The organism is Paracoccus aestuarii (assembly GCF_028553885.1).
In the GTDB taxonomy this organism is placed as follows: domain Bacteria; phylum Pseudomonadota; class Alphaproteobacteria; order Rhodobacterales; family Rhodobacteraceae; genus Paracoccus; species Paracoccus aestuarii.
The window spans coordinates 131,650-150,620 of sequence record NZ_CP067170.1; the positions used below are offsets into that span (position 1 = coordinate 131,650).

The window sequence follows — 18,971 nt, forward strand, 5'->3', positions numbered from 1 at the left end:
CGGCCGGTGGGCGCGTCGGATGCGAAGGGCGACCTAGCTGTCTGCGGCACTGACGGGTGCGCTCTCTGCGGCGCTGCGGGTCGCGCCGCCTTCCTCGCTGGCTACCGCGCTCCCGGAGGGCGCGGCCTCGATCCGGGCCGCCAGGGCGTCGAGCCGGGCCTCGATCTCGGCGCGGAGAGCGGGGCGGTAGATCTCCCGGGTCACGTTCAGCATGTCGGCGAACTCGGCCTGAGGAACGACCGCATCGGGAAAGCTCCGGCACAGATCGCGATGCATTCGTGTCTCGGCCGCGCAGGCAGCGGCGCCGGTGGGCATGACCAGCTCGCGCAGCACCCGCACGGCGGCCCCCTTGGGCAGGCCCAGCTGATGGCGGTGGCGCTTGGTCGGATGGGCGGAATAGCCCAGCTTCAGGAAGTGCCGTCCGTCATGGCGCAGGTCCAGGAGGTAGATCCGGCTCTCCCGCGCGCTCCAGCTCTGCCCGCAACCGGGGCAGTCGACCTGGCCCCAGGAAAGGTTTGCCCGGGCGAGGCGCCGCTCAGTCCCGCAGACATGGCGGTAGAGGTGGTAGTTCGGGTTGCCCTCCGGGTCCGGCCCGATCCGGGTCCAGCCGTGCTTTGCTGCGATGGCCGCCTCGCGGGCGGCAAAGCAGGTCTCGCAGCGCAGCCCGGTCAGCCCCTCGGCCACGCGGATGATGATCTCGTATTGCCGCCGGAGCACATGGCCGCAGCGGGCGCGGTAGAACCCGTAGGCGGTGCTCTGCGGATCACGGCCCAGATACACCAGCGCCGCCCGGATCGCTGTGTCGCTGCGGCGAGCCTCCAGGCAGGCATGGCAGATCGGCTGCGCAACCGTCAGCACGGAGATCCGGCAGGCGAAGACATGACCACAGGTTCGGCAGCAGAGCGCCAGATGCAGGCGGTCGATGACCCGGGCGGCGATGTCGAAGCCCTTGGCGGCGGCGGCGCGGGACCAGCGGGCGGCGACGGGGCCCGGATGGACGGCCAAGGGCGTGCCCTCCACGAGGATCGTGTCCGGGGCGTCGGGGGCCTCGTGAGTAACAGTTGGGCAGGAAGGAACGATCGCCCGGCGAGGTGCGGCGGAACGGGGTCTGCGGGGCATGAATGCCTCCAGGAGCTAAGGTATGGAAAACCCGCCCTCGCGCGACCCGTCCGCGCGAGGGATATGCAAGGCGCATGCACCATCAGGCCGAACCCCAGGCAGGGTCGGGACGGAAATCAGCGCGGATCAGAAAGGGGAAGGAGTCAGGCCGGGACCGGCGCTGCGATCTCCGGAGCGTCCGGCGCGATCTCGCGAGGATCGAGATGGCAGGGCAGGGCCGACATCTCCCGGATGCGCAGGCGCGTGCTCCGCAGCATTTGCCGGCAGCGCCAGGCGGCGGCGCCATCGCCGGGGCAGGCGAAGAGGGCCGGGGCCCTGTCGAGGACCTGCCGGGCCTCGAGAAACTCGGCATTCGCGCCCGCCTGCATCAGCAGGTAGCAGATCACCGCCATGTGCCGCAGCGGCCGGTCCTCGGGGCGGATGATCTCCGCGCTGCGGACCCTGTCGATCCGGGCAAGGACGTCCGTGCGCGCCGCTTCGGCATCGCCGAGCCAGGCGGCAAAGCCCGGATCCTCGCTGTCGGCCGCGCTGATGTCGCGCTCGGCCTCGACATGGGCCGTGAGAGCCGCGACGAGCCCCGAGAAGGCCCGCGAGATCGGCGTGTGGGTGAAGTGGCGCGATGCCGGTTCCGTCACGCCGAAAGGCGTGGTAAGGCTGCGATTAGCCATCGTTGATCCTTTCTCGATCAAGCTGGTTAGGACCAGGTTGAGGGGGGCAACCCTCGCTTGGTCCGTTGCAAATGTGTGCAACTGAGTTTAATATGCATCTTGCAAATCTAGATGTCAACTGCACACAATGAGATTCATGGCGAAAACAGCAGCAATATCCGTCCGAGTTTCGCAGGAAACCAAGGAAGCTGTCGAAAAGGCGGCAAGCAATGACGACCGTTCAGTCGCATCGTATATCGACCGTCTTCTTGTTCAGCACCTGAAGGACACCGGTTACCTTCCGACGTGATGCTGACAGTTGCCGACTTTTCAGCACATCGGCGCGAAGCTCGATGTCGGTAGAGTTGATTAACAAAGCCATAGATTCGAAGCGCGATTGCGGCGATCACAAGACATCAGGCGGTTTGCCTCTTCGAAAAGACATTGATTTGCCGCGCATCACCTATTGAGTGCTGCCTACGTTGGCGTTGATAACCGGCCCGAGCGCGAAGCGAGGAAAGCGCGGCGGGCTGATGCCTGCCCACGTCAGCACGGACTATCAGTTTGAAACGATCATAACAGTAATGGAAGCAGGTGGTCCTTCCATTCCTCGTTGCTCACCGTTTGCCGTGATCCGGACATGCGTCAGCGACCAGCTCTCGAAACGCACTTTCCCCGATGATCCGGATCGGGTGGCCCGCGTCCCGCATCTCTTCGGCCTTGCGGTGCTTGCTGCTCTTGTTGTGACCGGCCAGAACGGTCAGGTCCTGATCACCGACCACCAGATGCGTGGTCTGCTTCGTCACCCCGGCCCGCACGCACATCCCCGCCTGCGCGGCCCGCGTGGCGGCCTCGGTCCGCGGCATCTGCAGGGCGCCCGTGAAGACCACGACGGAACCCGCCAGCGCACCGGCCGGCTCGCCCTCCAGGGTCACCTTGGCGGCGTAGGTCTTGCGTGGTGGGGACTTCAGCAGATCCTCAAAGGGCAGCCCCAGCTGGCGCTCGGCATGAAGCACGACCATCGCCGCTGCCCGTGCATCCTCGCCCGCGTCATGATGGTGGAAGTCCAGCTTCAGCCTCTTCTTGAGGTTCGCCAGCCCATGCCCGCCATTCCCCTTCAGCTCGGGCCAGGCCCGCCGGGCGATCGTCACGCTGTCCGCCCACTTCCAATCCGGCACGTCCCGCCCGCAGCTGCGGCAGGCGGCCGTCACGGCCTGCCTGTCGAAATTGCTGTGCTGGACCAAGTGATGCGGGTCGAGGAGCGGCATCAGCATCTCGATGGCATCCGTGAAGCAAGGCGCAGCCTCTACATGGTCAGGGCCGATCCCGTGCAGCCGGATGTTGAACGGGTCGAAGCGCATGCGCGGGTTGACCAGCATCGAGAAGGTCTCGATCCGGTCACCCTGGTCCACGCAGGCGATGCCGATCTGGCAGATGCTGGCCGCATCGCTGCAGGCGGTCTCGACGTCGATCGCGATGAACCGGAAGCGACCGGAGGGGATCCTGTCCGCATGGCCGAAGCGGGATCTGTCCGGCGCGGGTGCGGGCATCGGTGCCAGCCGACTGGCATCGGGACGCGGGTCGGTCTGCTTGGAGGAGGGACGGTCGAACAGCCAACTGAATACGGACACTGAAATACCCTTCCTCAAAACGCGGCATTGATAGGCCGGAACAAAATGGCGACGGCTAAGGCCAACGTAACATCGATAGCCGGATTGGTGGATGGCCTTCTTCCTCGCCGCGGGCCGGGAACAAGGCGCGTCGAAACCGAAAGGGGGCATCCATGGTAACAGGGGAGTAGTCTGCGAAGAAAATCCATGGGTCGTGCCATCACCACGCCGACGGAAGTCAGTGCCCTAGGTGGCAGATGTCGGCGTCCGGAAATCTACCGCTCGCCGCGCCGCCAATCCCAAGGCATCACGAAGCTGCCGCTCCAGACACCCCGCTGCGCGACCCGTGCCACGATCTCATCGGCATCATAGATGTCACCTCCATAGCGCCGGTATGCGACGGCCCAGCCATTCCGAACCATCCAGGCATTCAGATCGCGCGTGCCCGCATGACAGATGCCCACCACGCGGCCATAACGGTCAATGTCCCGCTCTTCGCAGGTGACATCCTGTCCGCCGATCTGGGTTGCAAGCGCCTGCGTCGCCTCCGCGCCGCAGTTCCATTGGCGGCCGCCACGCGTGCAGGTTTGAGCGGTCTCGGGCGCATCGATCCCGAAGAGGCGCACTCGCGTCCCCGCCACGTCCAATGTATCACCATCGAGAACCCGAACGCTGCCTGCATGGCGCTGCGTCGGCGGCTCCCCCGTGATGATCTCCTGTATCATGCCCTCGAGCATCTGCCGAAGCTGCGGATTGCTGTCGCCGATCACGAAAAGCGCGGCGACGATCGCCAGAGCGGCCAGCCACCCTTTGAGCCCGGGAGTGTTCTTGGCCTTGCGGCGACGTTTCTGCTTCATCCCTCGGCTTTTAGGCGGGCGGACCGCATGGGCAAGCCCGAAATACCTGCATCGAGGGTCGATAGGCTCTGCCTCCATCAGGTCCTTTGGCCCTTGCCCCCGCCGCAACATTGCTGCTGCCACGGTGCAACCCTGTCGGTCCCGCCCTTCCGCGACCGCCGGGGGGCCATGAGCGATACCAAACGGGATGTTGGTCAGAGTGAACCCTGCAGCCGCTCCAACACCTTGGCGTGGAGTTCGGGTGACGCGCTTGCAACGATCCCCCCTCGTGATGCAAGAGTCAGGGGCTCTCCCCTCCAATCGGTGATCACTCCGCCGGCCTCCTGAACCACTGGGCACAGGGCGCAGATGTCATACGCATCCAAATCGTCGCCATTTATGCAGGCGTCGACGCGTCCCCTGGCAAGGGCACCATAAGCCAAGGCGCCCCCATCATGGACCCGCACGCGGCCCGTTGAGCGCAGCGCTTCGTATCCGAAGGCGGTTTCATCGCTGAAGCTGTCCGGGTTCGCCAGGCTGATGACGGCGCCCGTCATGTCGGTCCGCATACTGCTGCGAATTTGGCGTCCGGCGAACAGCGCGCCTTGACCGGCTGCAGCCGCATAGCGGGCGTGCGGAACCGGCGTATCGATGATCCCCAGAACCGGCACGCCGTCCCTGCAGACAGCGATGAGAGACGCGTAGTTCAAAAGCCCGGCTCCGAACTGACGGGTTCCGTCGATCGGATCCAACACCCATGTGAAGGCGCTGGTCCCCGCCTGAGGGCCATATTCCTCCCCCAGAATGCCGTGCGACGGGAACTGCCGCCTGATCTCGCTGCGCCATCGTTCCTCGATCAGCAGGTCCGCCGGGGTCACGGACGAGCCATTCGGCTTGTAGTCTACCACGATATCGCTGCGCCATGCATCGGCGGCGATGTCTGCAGCCAGATCGGCCAAGCAGATCGCGGCCGCCATGAGACGATCAAGGTCCGACATCCTGTCCTCCGCCAAGGCGTTCAGCTAATCTGCTGGACATGACATGTGAATGACGGCTCGGCCTGATGCGGCGTGGGGCGCATGCCGGTTCGACGGCAGCGAGACGAGTGGTCACCATGATGATCTCTGGCGGACGGCGCAGAAGCAGGAGGAGAGCTTTCGCATGACAACGATACCAACACTCGTCACGGATCGGCTGTCCCTCCGGCCAATGCAGGCAGACGATTGGCCCGCCTATCATCGCCTCATGGTATCCGACCGCTCGGTCTACATGGGCGGTCCGTTTTCGGAAGCTGTGGCCTGGGGAATGTTCTGTGCGGATCACGCCCAGTGGAGCCTGTTTGGCTGCGGCGCCCTGATGATCGAGAACAGGGCCAATGGCGGATGCCTGGGACAGGTGGGCATCAATTCAGGTCCGCTGTTTCCGGAATTCGAACTTGGATGGTTTCTTTACCCCGAGGCCGAGGGACAGGGCTTCGCCCATGAGGCGGCAGTTGCCATGCGCTTATGGAGCCTTGGGGTGCGACACATTGATACGCTGGTCAGCTATGTTGATCCTGGCAACCGGAGATCAGCCAGATTGGCGGAGCGCCTTGGCGCGAGACTGGATCACGACGCCCGCCGACCTGATCCTTCTGATCTGGTCTACAGACACTACGGATGACGGATCGCCGTAAGTGTCAGACCTATCGCAATAGGTTGTCACAGACCTGACCAAGCGCCATCTGTTTTCGACACTGTGGAACATTCTGCTGATCTGCCCTTCCTGGTGCATCAGAACGGCGCGGGGCAGTCCAAAACACGCGCACTTGGCCCAGAGCGGCCTGACAGTGCCGGACTGAAGCTGCCTTGCAGCATTCCGAGACCGCACGTTCATGCTCGGCGGAGCGAGATCTAGCAGGCACAGTCTGCAATGCGGGACCTTCCGGTCATTCGCTGCACCTGCAGCTTTGGCATCCTTACATGAGACAGATTCGCTCACAGGGCGACAAAGCCGCGAGATGGCGATGCAGCATGAGAAGCATGGCATCAGGGAAAGCGGACATTTTCAACCGCTCTTCCCGGACACGTATTAGGCGCGACGGACGCGGCAACGGTTCGCACAATCCAGCTAGTGCTGCAGCACGGTGACTTTGACCAGCATCCAGACGGCCATCGCAATCATCATCAGGTTCTCCGTCAGCGACACGAAGCCCAAGGGAACGTTGCTGTCGCCGCCGACGCAGGCGCATTTCAACTCCCGCTTGTCGATGTAGACCGCCTTGAAGACCGACACCGCGCCGATCGTGCCAATGAACAGCGCCACGGGGATCGACAGCCACATCAGCGCCCCTGCGACCATCAGGACGCCTGCGAGCCCCTCGGCGAAGGGATAGACATAGCCGTAGCGCACCCAACGCTGCGCCAGCAGGTCGTAGTTCAGGAACATGGTCGCGAAGCTCTCCACGTCCTTCAGCTTCTGCAGGGCCAGAAGACACATGGCGAAGGCCACGAACCACTCGGCTGCGGCGACCGTGATCAGCTGGCCAAGGGCAGCCCAGCTGGTGGCGAGAGCCATCGCGGCAGCCATTGCGAAGAGCGCGATCACCGGGCGGTAGGTCGTCGCGCTCTTGTCGCGGACCGTCTTGCCGAAATGCCGTCGCAGATCGTCATAGCCGCCGACGCGCTGGCCGCCGATGAAGGTCTGCGGCGTGGTCTGGACGCCGTGCTGCTGCTTGAACGCATCGACCTCGGCGCGGGTGGTCAGGTGATGATCCTCGACGCTGTAGCCCTGGCGGCGGAGGAGATCGAGCGACTTGAGCCCGTAAGGGCACATGTGCTTCGTCATCACCATCCGGTGCAGGGTCGCGGTTTTGGAAGTTGTTGTAGCCACTGGAAACCCTCAATATCTTGCGAAGACGCTGGTGCCGGACGCGTTCCAAGCGATCACGTCGAAGGACTCAGTCTCATCGCCCATCTCCATCCCGGGCGAGCCAATGGGCATGCCGGGAACGGCCAGACCGGCCGCCTCGGGCCGCTGGTCCAGCAGGGCGCGAATGGCTTCGGCCGGGACATGCCCCTCAATCAGATAGCCCTCAACGAGGCCGGTGTGGCAGGACCAGAGGGCCTGAGGAACGCCATGCTGCTCCTTGAAGGCTGAAACGTCGTCGGCCATGGTCACGTCGACGGTGAAGCCCGCCTGCCGCAAATGGTTGATCCAGGCGCCGCAGCAGCCGCAATCGGGCGAGCGAACCACCTTGACCAGCGTTTCGGCTGCAGGCAGGGCGGCGAGCACGCCAGTTGCGGGGGCCAGGGCCGCGGCAAGCGCGGCGATAAACATACGCCTGTCGATCACGACGTGATCCTTTCCTTGGGATGGGTGCGGTTTCGAGCATGGTGCCCGCAATCGTCTGGCGCCGGGGATGTCGCCGCCTCGAGGTTCCGCAGGATGGGGCACTCGGGACGGTCGTTTCCGGCACAGGACCGGGCCAGATCCTCGAGCGTTTCTGCCATCTCCTGCAGATGCGCGATCTTCTGGCGAAGGTCGCGCACCCGCGCCTGCGCCAGCGCCTTCACATCGGCGCTGCGCCTGCCGGTGTCGCGCCACAGATCCAGAAGATCCGTGATCTCCGCTACCGGGAAGCCCAGATCCCGCGCCCGGGCGATGAACCGGAGCATGTGGATGTCGGCCTCAGCATAGTCGCGATAGCCGGAGGCGGTGCGCCTTGCCGGCGGGATCAGGCCGATCTGCTCGTAATAGCGGATCATCTTCGCCGATACGCCCGAGCGGGAAGAAGCATCTCCGATGTTCATGGACTGAGCTCCATCATGTCTTTGGAGCGGATATGGGGCTTCCCATCATGGGAAGGTCAAGAGCGGCGTCAGGATTTTCCTGATGCCTAACCTCCTCTGTTTCTGCTGATGCGGAAGAGGTAGCTGTGCCAGAAGCCGCGCGGTGCAGTGCCGCGCGGCCCCAGGGTGGATCAGTTAGCGTTCTCGACCAGCCACGTCGTCATCTGCTCGATCTCGGCTTCTTGTGCGTTAATGATCTCCTGGGCCAAGGCGCGCATCTGCTCGTCCTCACCATGTGCCAGCAGCACCTCGGCCATATCGATGGCACCCTGATGGTGAGCAATCATGCCGCAGGCGAAGGCGACGTCGGCATCTTCGTTCATCATGCCGTCGTGCATTGCCGGCATCGTGACCATCATCCGACGCATGTTCTCCTGGACATGCTCCGGCATGGCCTCAACGTCCATACCGCCCATGCCCATCATCTCCATCATGCCGGAATCCATCCCCGCACCATGATCGGCGTGCGCCCCGCCGTGACCCATGCTGGCGTGATCCATCTCTCCCCCGGCAGCGGCCGCTGTGCATTGCTCAGGCAGGCGGAACTCTCCGTCTTGGGCGAGAGCAGGTGCGGCGAAGGTGGCTGCGGCAATGGCTGCTGCGAAGCTCGTCTTTGCGAAGTTCATCTCGGTTTCTCCTTGCTGTTGAAATTGGTGGCTAGAACAACCCTTAGTCTTTGCCTGCGTTCCGCATCGCGGATATCGCTGCGGCATCCACAAGTGTCGGCATGGGGAAGCTGCACCGCAGCAACGATATGAGCTTGGCCAACGATTTTTACGCGACAGCACTTGCTGCGCATGCATTCGCTGCGGAGGTGCCGAATGTCAGAGAAGGGCTCTTCACGTCGATCGGCCGCTCTTTGCACGAGGGGCGGCGCGGGGCAGCCCCGAGCCTGCTCACGGCCCTTTTGTATGTGTCGGCTGCTGTTCGCAATTGAGAATTTGGCACGACTTCGGAAATCGCTCATATGTATCCGGCCTGTTGATCGGCTCCCCCATCCAGATGCACCGGGACGGCGCGGAGGCCCGCGCCGCTGCCCGCTTCATGACACGGGTCTTCGAGGCAGGTGTTCCGGCCTTCGGATCCTGCGCCGAATTGCAGATCGCGGCCGTCGCGGCCGGGGGCCGGACCGGGCCACGCAGCCCCGGCGCCGAGGTCGCCTGATGCCCTCGTTGTTCAGCGCGAGAACGGCCCTCCGAATGGGCGGCGCCTGGAGCGGGGCTATGTCTCCGTAGGATATCTGCTGCTGAAGCTTCAGAAATTTTCGATATCCTACCACGCCCGGGCGGTCGTCGGGATGGTGGGGCCATTTCTAGATGCACCCTGCCCCCACAAGCTGGATCGACCAGCGCGCTCTGGTTCGCGGGCCAGCCAACGATAACCTTTACGCTGTGGCCTTGAAGACCATGCCTTTGCGAGGGAACCATAGGCCTTGGTTCCTGGCTGGAACGAGCTGTTACTCGAACGGCAACCTTCGGCTCCGTGACCTCGATATAAGCACCGATGAGCTCCCGCTTCGACAGGGACGGATAAACGGCGATACCGGCGGGTCGCGACAGGTCCAGTGACCTCAGGCGCTCCTCCAGTGTCCCGGGATCACATCCAACAGCCTTGATGAAGTAGTTGGAGCTGCGCGAATATCCCGGCGGCAGCGTCCCATCCTCAGTCGCGATCGGACGATCAAGCACCGCACCCGCACGACCACCCACACGACGGATGACAAGATCGGCGTCATGGATGTTGGCGACAAACGTGAAATCGACATGCGCCACCGGATCCGTCTCGATTTGGCGCGGCACGTCACGCTTCTGCCAGATCTGGAAAACCGTGTTGACGACGTGATCACCTTCCGAGGTTTCGAAATGCTGATCACCGAGCTGCGTCTCGTGAATCAGATGAAAGCGTTGATCGATGCCCCGCTGCATGGAGGGCTTCGCAAACGAGACGGGCAGGATGAACGCCACGATATCGGCAAAACCCATGGCGTGCCGCAGAAACGCCCGGGCCATAGCGCCGTTGCGACCAAAGGGCGGATTTCCGATAACCACGACGCGCCCTTCATGGGCCGGCGGCTCAAACGCCAGGAAATCGCCGGTGGCGATGCCCTCGGCCTCCGGGGCGATGTCAAGCGCCATCAATCGGTTCTGCGGCAGATGCCGGCAGAAAGCGCCTGCTCCGGCAGAGGGTTCTACGAAGAGATCGTCAGGCCTCATGCCGAGCGCGCGCCAGAGCGCCCCCACGCATTTTCGGACGATCGGGAGGGGCGTGTAGAACTTGTCGTGAAGAATGGCCGGCATGCAGATGATCGCCCCGATGGTTGCAGGATCAACATATTGCCCGGGCGCGAAAAAATAAACATGGCACTACTGCAGATTGCACGCAGTTCGATTTGACATCGCCTCATCATTGAAACCGCGCAGCGCCAAGCCACGAACAGCGATCGCAGATGCTGCATCAAGCTTAAATCAGGCAAGACGCAGGCCCTGCTATTGACCCTGTCACAGCGATGGCGATGGCGATGGCGATGGCGATGGCGATGGCGATGGCGATGGCGATGGAGGCGTTTGCGCCTCCAATGCCGACCTTCAAGCGCTGTCGCGACTTTGTAGCCAAACTGGGGATGGTGCGGGTTCAACATTTGACAGGCGGAAAGCAGTGGCCCGGCCGCACGTCGAAAATGGGCAACGGGACATCCGACGACTGCTGATCATCGGCGCCATGTCCGTCATCCAATGGGCCTCTCGTCGCGGCACGAGCTTAGGCTGGTAGCTTGCGCGCATGCTGAATCGCAAACCGCTGATGTTGGTCGTCATGGCGTTGGCTAACAAAATGGCTCGCTCGGTATGGGCAATATTGCCCAAGAAGGAGAACAACCGGGATTTTGACAGCGCGGCCGCATGAGCGTTTGCAAAGCGACTGTGACGCCATGATTGGCGGCATGTGAGGAGGTCGTGAGCGTCTATGGAAAATGATCAGTTTGATCGGGATCAGGAAATGCACCGAGGCTCCAGGAGCAAAAAGCTTGTATAGTTGATTTGCGCTTGATCCGCGTTCATCCAAGACGGCCAGCGGCACCTCCGCCGCCGCATCATAGGCGTGACACATGAACGCACCCTACCACATGCTCGAAGACGCAGATGGAATTTGCATGGAACGGGCATTCACACATGGAGCCTCCGGCAAACCCGGCGCGGCTCAGTCGTCTCCTCACCGTGTTCCGCAGCGAGACCGGCCATCGTCCGGGCGAAAATGCCCTTCTCGCTCCGGCGCCTTCAACGGTTATAAAGCGTCTTGTGAGGCCCATAGGCGGTGGGTGCATCACGCCAGCACAAGCCATTGCGTATCATGAAGGTGATCCCGCTGAAAACACGTCTGCAAAAAACGCATGGCTTGCCGTCGGACTTCGAAAAATAGGGAGCGAGACGTGCCATCTGCGCGTCGGTCAGCCAAGAAAGATCGATCATGCTCGACGCAACCGTCTTGTTCTGGCTTTGAAACTCAATGAGCCTGGAGCCTAGCCTTTTGGCCTGCCCCCGGTCATCCCTGATCCATAACAAAGTTTGCCGACTTGTGCGCTGCTTCCCAAATTTGGAACACCAGATGCTGAACTTTCCCGGCTCCATCTTGGCGGCGGGCTGGCTGCGCCGCCGGGATCATGAAGCGTGATCGGGGCCGCCAGTCCGCAAGCTCTGAGCGCATTCTCAGCGCGCGAGAGCGTGCATCTGGGCGATCAGGTCTGATTTCCCCTCGAACCCGATGCCCGGCAGTTCGGGCATCAGCACATGGCCGTCCTGCACCGCGACCCCGTCGGGAAAGCCGCCATAGGGCTGGAACAGGTCGGGATAGCTTTCATTGCCGCCCAGCCCCAGCCCGGCTGCGATGTTCAGCGACATCTGGTGCCCGCCATGCGGGATGCAGCGCGCGGGTGACCAGCCGAACTGCCGCAGGACCTCCAGCGTGCGCAGGTATTCGACCAGCCCATAGGACAGCGCGCAGTCGAATTGTAGATAGTCGCGGTCGGGCCGCATGCCGCCGTAGCGCAGCAGGTTGCGGGCGTCCTGATGCGAGAACAGGTTCTCGCCCGTGGCCATCGGCGCGTCGTAGAATTCCGACATGGCGGCCTGCAGCGCATAATCCAGCGGGTCGCCGATTTCCTCGTACCAGAACAGCGGATAGGCACGCAGCATCTTGGCATAGGCGATGGCCGTCTCCAGATCAAAGCGGCCGTTGGCGTCCACGGCCAGCTGCGCCTGCGACCCGATCTCGTCCAGCACGGCCTCGATCCGCCGGCGGTCCTCGTCCAGGGATGCGCCGCCGATCTTCATCTTGACCACGGTATAGCCGCGGTCGACATAGCTGCGCATCTCGGCGCGCAGGGCGCCGTTGTCCTTGCCCGGATAGTAATAGCCCCCCGCCGCATAGACGAAGACGCGGGGGTCCGCCTCGCGCCCGTGAAGGGCGGCCAGATGGCGGAACAGGGGCTTGCCCTCGATCTTGGCGACCGCGTCCCAGATGGCCATGTCGATGGTGCCCACCGCGACCGAGCGTTCGCCGTGCCCGCCCGGTTTTTCATTCGCCATCATCGCCGCCCAGATGCGGTGCGGGTCCAGGTTGTCGCCCGCTTCGGTCAGCAGGCTCTCGGGCGCGGCCTGCAGGATCCGGTCGGCGAACCGCTCGCGGATCAGCCCGCCCTGACCATAGCGCCCGTTCGAGTTGAAGCCGTACCCCACGACCCGCTGACCGTCGCGGATGACGTCCGTCACGACTGCGACCAGGCTGGTCGTCATCTTGCTGAAGTCGATATAGGCGTTGCGGATCGGAGAGGCGATCGGCTTGGTCACCTCGCGGATGTCGATGATGCGCATGGTCTGGCTCCTTTTTCGGGGGTGGGCGCGTCATCCCAGCAGGTGGACGCCCGCGACGATGAATGTGCCCAGCAGGACCGTCTCGGCGACGATCAGGGCGATGGCGGTGCCGCCCACATCCAGCATGCGGACCAGCGAGGTGTTGATGCCCACCGCCGCGATGGCGATCAGCAGGGCCCACCGGCTGGCACCCTCGGCCAGCGATGACAGGGCAGGGGGGATCACCCCCAGGGAGTTCAGCGTGGCCAGCGCCAGAAAACCCACCACGAATGACGGCAGCAGCGGCGGACGCTTGGCGCCCGGCTCTAGATCGCCCAGACCCCCGCCCCGGATCGCCAGCGAAAAGATCAGGACGACCGGCGCCAGCATGGACACGCGGATCAGCTTGACCAGCGTCGCGGTCTCGCCGACCTCGGGGCTGATCGAAAAGCCCGCGCCGACCACCTGCGCCACATCATGGATGGTCCCGCCCAGAAACACCGCCGATTCCAGCGCGTTGAACCCCAGGGCGGTGGACAGAGGCGGATAGATGACCATGGCGACGGTGGACAGGATCGTCACCGACAGGACGGTGAAGGCCAGGTTGCGGTCGGATTTGTCGGTTCGGGGCAGGACGGCCGCGATCGCCATCGCCGCCGAGGCGCCGCAGATCGCGACCGATCCCCCCGTCAGCAGCGCCAGCCGCCAGCCTCGCCCGAACAGCCGCGCCGCCAGCAGCGCGAACAGGATCGTCACGACCACGCCCGCGATCACCAGCGCGATCATCGGGCCGCCCAGTTCCGCCAGCATCTGCACCGAGATCCGCGCCCCCAGCAGAGCGACGCCAAGGCGCAGCACCGTCTTGGCCGAGAACGCGACCCCGGTGGCGGTGCGGGTCTCGGGCTCGGCCAGGAAATTCAGCGTCAGGCCCAGCAGCAGGGCCATCAGCATGGCGGGCGCGCCGTAATGTTCGGCCAGGAACTGCGCGGTCACGGCCACGAGGGTCGCGACCGCGATGCCCGGAAACAGTGCCCTGATCCGCGACTGGTCAAGGGCCGCAATCACCTGATCATGCCCCCAGCGCGTCGATCTGCGCCAGCAGCGCATCATCGACCTGCAGGCCGTCCGCCGCCGCTTTCCGAAGGTCGTCGCGGCGCGCGCCGGGCAGGCGGGCGCCGGGCTGCTGGGCCATCGCATCGGCCAGATCGTCGATCCGCGACCGCGCCATGTCGGAAAATGCGTCCGGGTCCAGCGTCAGGATCACCTGCCCGACGCCCGGCGGCGGGCCATCGGCGTCGAAGAACGACGAGGCCTCATGCGCGAAATTGGCGCCCATCAGGCCCGCCGCCAACAATTCCACCATCAGCGCCAGCGCGGTGCCCTTGGCATCGCCCATGGGGATCATGGTGCCCGCCAGCGCGGCGGCGGGATCGGTGGTGGGCTGTCCGTCGGCGTCCAGCGCCCAGCCTTCGGGGATGGCGGTGCCCTGCTGCTCGGCGGCCATGATCTTGCCGCGCGCGACCTTGGACAGCGACACGTCCACGACGATCGGGCTGCGCCCGCCCGAACGGGGCGCGGCAAAGGCGATAGGGTTCGTCCCGAACAGCGCCTTGCGCCCGCCCCAGGGCGCCATCGCGGCGGGCGTGTTGGCAAACAGCAGCGCGACCAGACCGGACCGGGCCAGACGCTCGACCGTGACGCCGGCGACGCCGCAATGATGCGACCGGACGATGCCTGCCCCGGCGATGCCCTGTTGCGGCGCGGCCTCGGCCAGCCAATCCACGGCCAGATCCAGCGCCGGATAGGCAAAGCCCATCGCGGCATCCACCGCCACGACGCCGGGTCGCGGATGGGTGGCGGTGGGCGTGGCAAAGCCGTCCACCTTGCCCGACAGCGCCTGCGCGGCATAGGACGGGACGCGCCGCAGCCCGTGGCCCGACTGGCCCACCATCTCGGCTGCGACCAGCGCTTGGGCGACGGAGCGGGCATTCGCCTCGGCGGTCCGGCAGCGCATCAGGGTGCGAAGGATCAGGTCATGGACCTGATCGGGCGTCATCGTGACCATGGCTCAGACCCTCTCCGCAAGGTGGTCCAGGACCCGGTCGGCGATCAGGCTGCTGACCCGGACATTGGCCTGGGCGGTGACGCCGGCGATATGCGGCGTCAGGATCAGGTTCGACAGGCCCGCGAAACGCTGACCGGCCTTGGCGGTCAGGGGCTCGACCTCGAACACGTCCAGCGCGGCACCGGCCAGATGGCCCTGCCGCAGGGCATTGGCCAAGGCATCCTCGTCCACGACACCGCCCCGGGCCGCATTGATCAGCACCGCGCCGGGGCGCATGGCGCGCAACGCGGCGGCGTCGATCATGTGGCGGGTCTGCGGGGTCAGCGGCACATGCAGGCTGATGACATCCGATCCCGCCAGCAGGTCCGCGCGCGACACGGGGGCGACATCGCCCCAGGCCGGATCATCGGCGGGCAGGTGCGGATCATGGGCGATGACCCTCATGCCCATCGCCTGCGCCCGCCGCGTGACCTGCCGCGCGATGGCGCCATAGCCCATCAGGCCCAGGGTCAGGGCCGAGGCCTCGGTCCCGATCAGGTCCTGGCGGGGCCAGTCGCCCGCGATGACCCGCTCGGTCGCCGCATAGGCCCCGCGCAGCAGCATCATCGCGGTGGTGATGACATATTCCGCCACCGCCAGATCATTGGCCCCGGTGGCGGGCCAGACCGTGATGCCACGCGCCTGACAGCCCTCCATGTCGATATTGTCCAGCCCCACGCCAAGCCGCCCGACCGCCTGCAGCCGGGGCGCCGCCGCCAGCAGATCGGCATCGACGCGGGTGCGGTTGCGCACGATCAGCACGTCGGTCGCGGCGACCTGGGCCAGCAGATCGGCGCGGCGGTCGACCAGATCGGGCGCATAGAGCGTGTCATGGGACGCCGCGATCCGCTGCACCGCAGCCTCGTCCATGAATTCGGTGATGACGATACGCGACATGGCGTTTCCTTTCCTAGAACAGCAGTGCCTGGGGCAGGGGCACGTTCAGCACCCTGTCCAGCGTCAGATAAAAGCCCACCACCATCGCCAGCAGGCAGGCCAGATAGACCGCCAGACGGCGTGCGGTCAGGCGCCCGAACTGGCCCGTCAGCATCAGGATGATGCAGGCCGCAAGCGACGTGACGAACAGACCCAGATGCGGAAAGACCAGCGCCCAGCCCAGCATTGTGGCGGCCAGAACCAGGCCGCGCACCGTGCCGTCCGCGCCCGCGCCTTCGGCATTGATGCCGCCGTGACCGCGCAGGCTGCGCAGGATCTGCAGGACCGACAGCCCCGCCAGCGCGCCGCCGATGGCATAGGGAAAGGCCGCGGCCATGGGCGACAGGCCCCGCGCCTGCATCAGCATCACGACCGCCAGCCCTAGGAACACGACCGATCCCGCAAGGCCCGCCCGGTCTACCCGCGTCGCCGCCGCGATGCCGTCTCGGGCCAGGTCCTGGGCCACCAGCCGGCGCGCCGTGCGGCCGCGCAGCAGCGGCAGCATCATCGTCAGCAGGATCAGCGCCACGATGGCCCAGCTGATCGGCCGGTTCAGCAGCAGCTGGCCCATGAAATCGCCGCGCGCGCCCCCGATCATCCAGGCGCGCATGAAGCCCTGTTCCGCGATCTGGCCCAGGACCAGCCCCAGCACGATGGGCGAGGCGCCGAACCCCGCCAGCCCCGCGGCCCATCCGACCAGCCCCAGCACCACCATGACCAGCACGTCATGCGGGTTGGCGTGGATGGCAAAGCTGCCGATGACGGTCATGAAGGCGATCAGCGGCACCAGCATCGCCTTGGGGACATTGGTGATGAAGCGGAAGGCATAGCGCCCGATGATCAGGCCCACCGGCAGCATCAGAAGCGTGGCGATGACCAGCCCGGTCATGAAGACATAGACCGTGCCGTCGCCCGACTGGAACAGCGACGGACCTACCCGGATGCCCTGCACCATCAGCGCGCCCATGATGACCGCATCCGGCGGTGTGCCCGGAATGCCCAGCACCAGCGTGGGGATGAAGCCGCCGCCGACGGTGGCGTTGTTGGCGCTTTCGGTGGCCAGCAGGCCCCCCGGTTCGCCCTTGCCGAAATTGGCGGTGTTCTTGGAGGCGCGGCGCGCCTCGGAATAGGCGATCAGCGAGGCGATCGAGCCGCCCGCCCCCGGCAGGATGCCCACCAGCGTACCGATCAGCGACGACCGGATGAGGTTGAACCAGTTCTTGACGGAAATTCCGATGGCCTCGAACAGGCGAAAGCCGCGCGCCTCGCCGGGGTCCAGGTGCTGGCCCGGGGTGGCGACCATGCCGATCAGCACCGGAATGCAGTAAAGCCCGATCAGCGCCGCGATGATGTCGATACCGCCCAGCATCGAGGGCATGCCCCCCGTGAACCGCATGTCGCCGCCGATGACGGCCACGCCGATCATCGACAGGAACAGCCCGAACATGCCGCCCATCAGGCCCTTGACCAGATTGCCCTGCGACAGGGTCGCGATCAGCGTCAGGCCCAGGATGGCCAGCCAGAAATACTCGGTCGACTGAAATGCCAGCGCCAGCGTGGCCAGCCCCGGCGCCAACGTGATCAGCAGAATCGCCCCCACCAGTCCGCCGAAGACGCTGGCGATGGTGGCCAGCGTCACGGCCAGATCGCCGTCGCCGCGCCGGGCCATGGGATAGCCGTCAAAGGTGGTGGCGATGGCACTGGGCGTGCCCGGCGTGTTCACCAGGATCGCCGCAAAGGCCCCGCCATAGATCGCGCCGGTATAGATCGCCCCCAGCATGATCAGCCCCGATGCCGGGTCCATGACGAAGGTGAACGGCACCAGTACGGCGATGGCCATGGTGGCCGACAGCCCCGGCAGGGCGCCGATGACCGTGCCGCCCAGCACCCCCAGCAGCGCCAGAAGCAGGTTCATCGGGCTGAGCGCTTCGAACAGAATGGTTGCTGCATTGGCCATGGTTCACCCCCTTGGACGTGGCACAGGTCCACCGCCGGGCCGCCGCGCGGGCGGTCCGGCGGCGGTCGTGATGCGGCCTATTGCTGCAATTGCTGGGCGATGGCGGTATAGGCCTCGATCCGCTCGGCCATGAAGGCGTCCATCTCGGCATAGGGGACGTCGATCAGGGCATAGCCGTCATTCTCCATCTGCTCGCGGAAGGAGGGGTCCTGGTTGATCTGGCCGATGATGTCGGACAGCTGGGTGCGGATCTCCTCGGGGGTCGAGGCGGGCACGCCGATGCCGCGATAAGCGCCGCCGACCATCTCGATCCCCAGCTCGCGGAAGGTGGGGCTGTCGGGGAACAGCGGGTGGCGTTCCTCGGTCGCAACGGCCAGGACGCGGGTGGCATCGCCCTGACGCACGGCCACGGTGGTATAGCCCCACAGCATGTCCACCTCTCCGCCCACCAGCGCGGTCTCGGTCGCGCCGGTGCCGGTATAGGGGATATAGGTTGTCTCGACCCCGGTCTCGTTCATGAACACCTGATTGGCGATGTGATTGGCCGAATTGGTGGCCGATCCGCCCGCCGTGACGCCCCCCGGCATCGCATTGGCCGCGTCGATCACGTCCTGCACGGTCTGGAACGGGCTGTCATTCGCGACCATCAGCGCGTCGGGGGTAAAGTGGAACATATAGACGTTGGTGATGACCTCGGTCGTATAGCCGGGGTCCTGCAGCATCGGCTGCAACACGATATGCGGCAGGTTGGTGCCCATGATCGTCTGCCCGTCGCCGCTGATGCCGTTCAGCCCGGCCCAGGCCTGCGCACCGCCCGCCCCGGGTAGATACTGCACGATCATGTCGTGGCCGGTCAGCTCGCGGAACCGCGCCTGCTGATAGCGCGCGGTCACGTCGCTTTCCCCGCCTGCGTTGAACGGGATGATGTAGGTGACCGGACCGTCCGGATAGGCCAGCGCGGCCCCCGCGGTTCCCATCAGTGCAAGGCTGGCCGCGCCGATCAGGCGCCGTGTCGTCGTTCCGATCATGGGTCTCTCCTCCCGCTTCGTGAATGGTCCCGATGATGCCCGGTGCCTGCCGCCCCCCTC

19 protein-coding genes and 2 pseudogenes are annotated in these 18,971 nt (G+C 65.1%); 5 read left to right on the forward strand and 16 right to left on the reverse strand.

Annotation, left to right across the window (positions count from 1 at the left end; genetic code table 11):
- Positions 1 to 33 precede the first annotated feature (33 nt).
- Complete coding sequence (locus JHW48_RS16225; protein ID WP_147388161.1) at positions 34 to 1,119, reverse strand: hypothetical protein; 1,086 nt, start codon at positions 1,117 to 1,119, stop codon at positions 34 to 36.
- Between the two features lie 143 nt (positions 1,120 to 1,262).
- Positions 1,263 to 1,787, reverse strand: a complete 525-nt coding sequence (locus JHW48_RS16230; RefSeq protein WP_119887677.1) for a hypothetical protein — start codon at positions 1,785 to 1,787, stop codon at positions 1,263 to 1,265.
- A 136-nt stretch (positions 1,788 to 1,923) separates the two neighbouring features.
- Here JHW48_RS16230 and JHW48_RS16235 point away from each other — a divergent pair, with 136 nt between their 5' ends.
- Complete coding sequence (locus tag JHW48_RS16235) at positions 1,924 to 2,076, forward strand: type II toxin-antitoxin system antitoxin (RefSeq protein ID WP_147388162.1); 153 nt, start codon at positions 1,924 to 1,926, stop codon at positions 2,074 to 2,076.
- A gap of 307 nt (positions 2,077 to 2,383) precedes the next feature.
- Here JHW48_RS16235 and JHW48_RS16240 read toward each other — a convergent pair whose 3' ends face one another.
- From JHW48_RS16240 to JHW48_RS16250, 3 genes are all read right to left on the reverse strand, one after another.
- Complete coding sequence (locus tag JHW48_RS16240; RefSeq protein WP_240637969.1) at positions 2,384 to 3,547, reverse strand: exonuclease domain-containing protein; 1,164 nt, start codon at positions 3,545 to 3,547, stop codon at positions 2,384 to 2,386.
- Between the two features lie 104 nt (positions 3,548 to 3,651).
- A complete protein-coding gene (locus tag JHW48_RS16245) occupies positions 3,652 to 4,233 on the reverse strand; it encodes a thermonuclease family protein (RefSeq protein WP_205961991.1) in 582 nt (193 codons plus the stop codon).
- A gap of 194 nt (positions 4,234 to 4,427) precedes the next feature.
- The gene (locus tag JHW48_RS16250; RefSeq protein ID WP_119887678.1) at positions 4,428 to 5,210 is read right to left on the reverse strand and encodes an inositol monophosphatase family protein; all 783 of its coding nucleotides are present in this window, start codon (positions 5,208 to 5,210) and stop codon (positions 4,428 to 4,430) included.
- 163 nt (positions 5,211 to 5,373) lie between these two features.
- Here JHW48_RS16250 and JHW48_RS16255 point away from each other — a divergent pair, with 163 nt between their 5' ends.
- Entirely contained in the window at positions 5,374 to 5,874 is a 501-nt protein-coding gene (locus JHW48_RS16255; RefSeq protein ID WP_119887681.1) for a GNAT family N-acetyltransferase, read from the forward strand.
- 447 nt (positions 5,875 to 6,321) lie between these two features.
- Here the strand turns inward: JHW48_RS16255 and JHW48_RS16260 are convergent, their stop codons facing one another.
- From JHW48_RS16260 to copM, 4 genes are all read right to left on the reverse strand, one after another.
- Positions 6,322 to 7,044, reverse strand: coding sequence for a MauE/DoxX family redox-associated membrane protein (locus JHW48_RS16260; RefSeq protein WP_119887917.1), 723 nt, complete (start codon positions 7,042 to 7,044; stop codon positions 6,322 to 6,324).
- A 48-nt stretch (positions 7,045 to 7,092) separates the two neighbouring features.
- Positions 7,093 to 7,545 (reverse strand): DUF411 domain-containing protein, encoded by a 453-nt coding sequence (locus JHW48_RS16265; protein WP_240637993.1) that lies wholly within the window; start codon positions 7,543 to 7,545, stop codon positions 7,093 to 7,095.
- Complete coding sequence (cueR, locus tag JHW48_RS16270; RefSeq protein ID WP_272835622.1) at positions 7,542 to 8,003, reverse strand: Cu(I)-responsive transcriptional regulator; 462 nt, start codon at positions 8,001 to 8,003, stop codon at positions 7,542 to 7,544. The genes JHW48_RS16265 and cueR overlap by 4 nt, the downstream gene beginning before the upstream one ends.
- A gap of 170 nt (positions 8,004 to 8,173) precedes the next feature.
- Positions 8,174 to 8,668, reverse strand: a complete 495-nt coding sequence (gene copM, locus JHW48_RS16275) for a CopM family metallochaperone (RefSeq protein ID WP_272835888.1) — start codon at positions 8,666 to 8,668, stop codon at positions 8,174 to 8,176.
- A gap of 355 nt (positions 8,669 to 9,023) precedes the next feature.
- On the opposite strand from copM, the gene JHW48_RS16280 reads away from it, so the two are divergent.
- The 3 genes and pseudogenes from JHW48_RS16280 to JHW48_RS18745 form a co-directional block, all read left to right on the forward strand.
- Positions 9,024 to 9,206 (forward strand): type 1 glutamine amidotransferase family protein, encoded by a 183-nt coding sequence (locus tag JHW48_RS16280; protein WP_119887156.1) that lies wholly within the window; start codon positions 9,024 to 9,026, stop codon positions 9,204 to 9,206.
- 569 nt (positions 9,207 to 9,775) lie between these two features.
- Positions 9,776 to 10,435, forward strand: coding sequence for a hypothetical protein (locus tag JHW48_RS16285; protein ID WP_119887155.1), 660 nt, complete (start codon positions 9,776 to 9,778; stop codon positions 10,433 to 10,435).
- 152 nt (positions 10,436 to 10,587) lie between these two features.
- Positions 10,588 to 10,943: pseudogene (locus JHW48_RS18745) on the forward strand (transposase); the annotation flags it as partial.
- 296 nt (positions 10,944 to 11,239) lie between these two features.
- Here JHW48_RS18745 and JHW48_RS16295 read toward each other — a convergent pair.
- The 7 genes and pseudogenes from JHW48_RS16295 to JHW48_RS16325 form a co-directional block, all read right to left on the reverse strand.
- Positions 11,240 to 11,506: pseudogene (locus JHW48_RS16295) on the reverse strand (transposase); the annotation flags it as partial.
- A 237-nt stretch (positions 11,507 to 11,743) separates the two neighbouring features.
- The gene (locus JHW48_RS16300; protein ID WP_119887154.1) at positions 11,744 to 12,907 is read right to left on the reverse strand and encodes a mandelate racemase/muconate lactonizing enzyme family protein; all 1,164 of its coding nucleotides are present in this window, start codon (positions 12,905 to 12,907) and stop codon (positions 11,744 to 11,746) included.
- Between the two features lie 30 nt (positions 12,908 to 12,937).
- Positions 12,938 to 13,951, reverse strand: coding sequence for a YeiH family protein (locus JHW48_RS16305; protein ID WP_240637922.1), 1,014 nt, complete (start codon positions 13,949 to 13,951; stop codon positions 12,938 to 12,940).
- A 4-nt stretch (positions 13,952 to 13,955) separates the two neighbouring features.
- Complete coding sequence (locus JHW48_RS16310; protein ID WP_119887153.1) at positions 13,956 to 14,951, reverse strand: Ldh family oxidoreductase; 996 nt, start codon at positions 14,949 to 14,951, stop codon at positions 13,956 to 13,958.
- A gap of 3 nt (positions 14,952 to 14,954) precedes the next feature.
- On the reverse strand, positions 14,955 to 15,887 hold the full coding sequence (locus tag JHW48_RS16315) for a hydroxyacid dehydrogenase (RefSeq protein WP_119887152.1): 933 nt from the start codon (positions 15,885 to 15,887) through the stop codon (positions 14,955 to 14,957).
- 13 nt (positions 15,888 to 15,900) lie between these two features.
- Complete coding sequence (locus JHW48_RS16320) at positions 15,901 to 17,841, reverse strand: tripartite tricarboxylate transporter permease (RefSeq protein ID WP_272835889.1); 1,941 nt, start codon at positions 17,839 to 17,841, stop codon at positions 15,901 to 15,903.
- A gap of 119 nt (positions 17,842 to 17,960) precedes the next feature.
- Positions 17,961 to 18,911 (reverse strand): tripartite tricarboxylate transporter substrate binding protein, encoded by a 951-nt coding sequence (locus JHW48_RS16325; RefSeq protein WP_119887150.1) that lies wholly within the window; start codon positions 18,909 to 18,911, stop codon positions 17,961 to 17,963.
- Between the last annotated feature and the right edge of the window lie 60 nt (positions 18,912 to 18,971).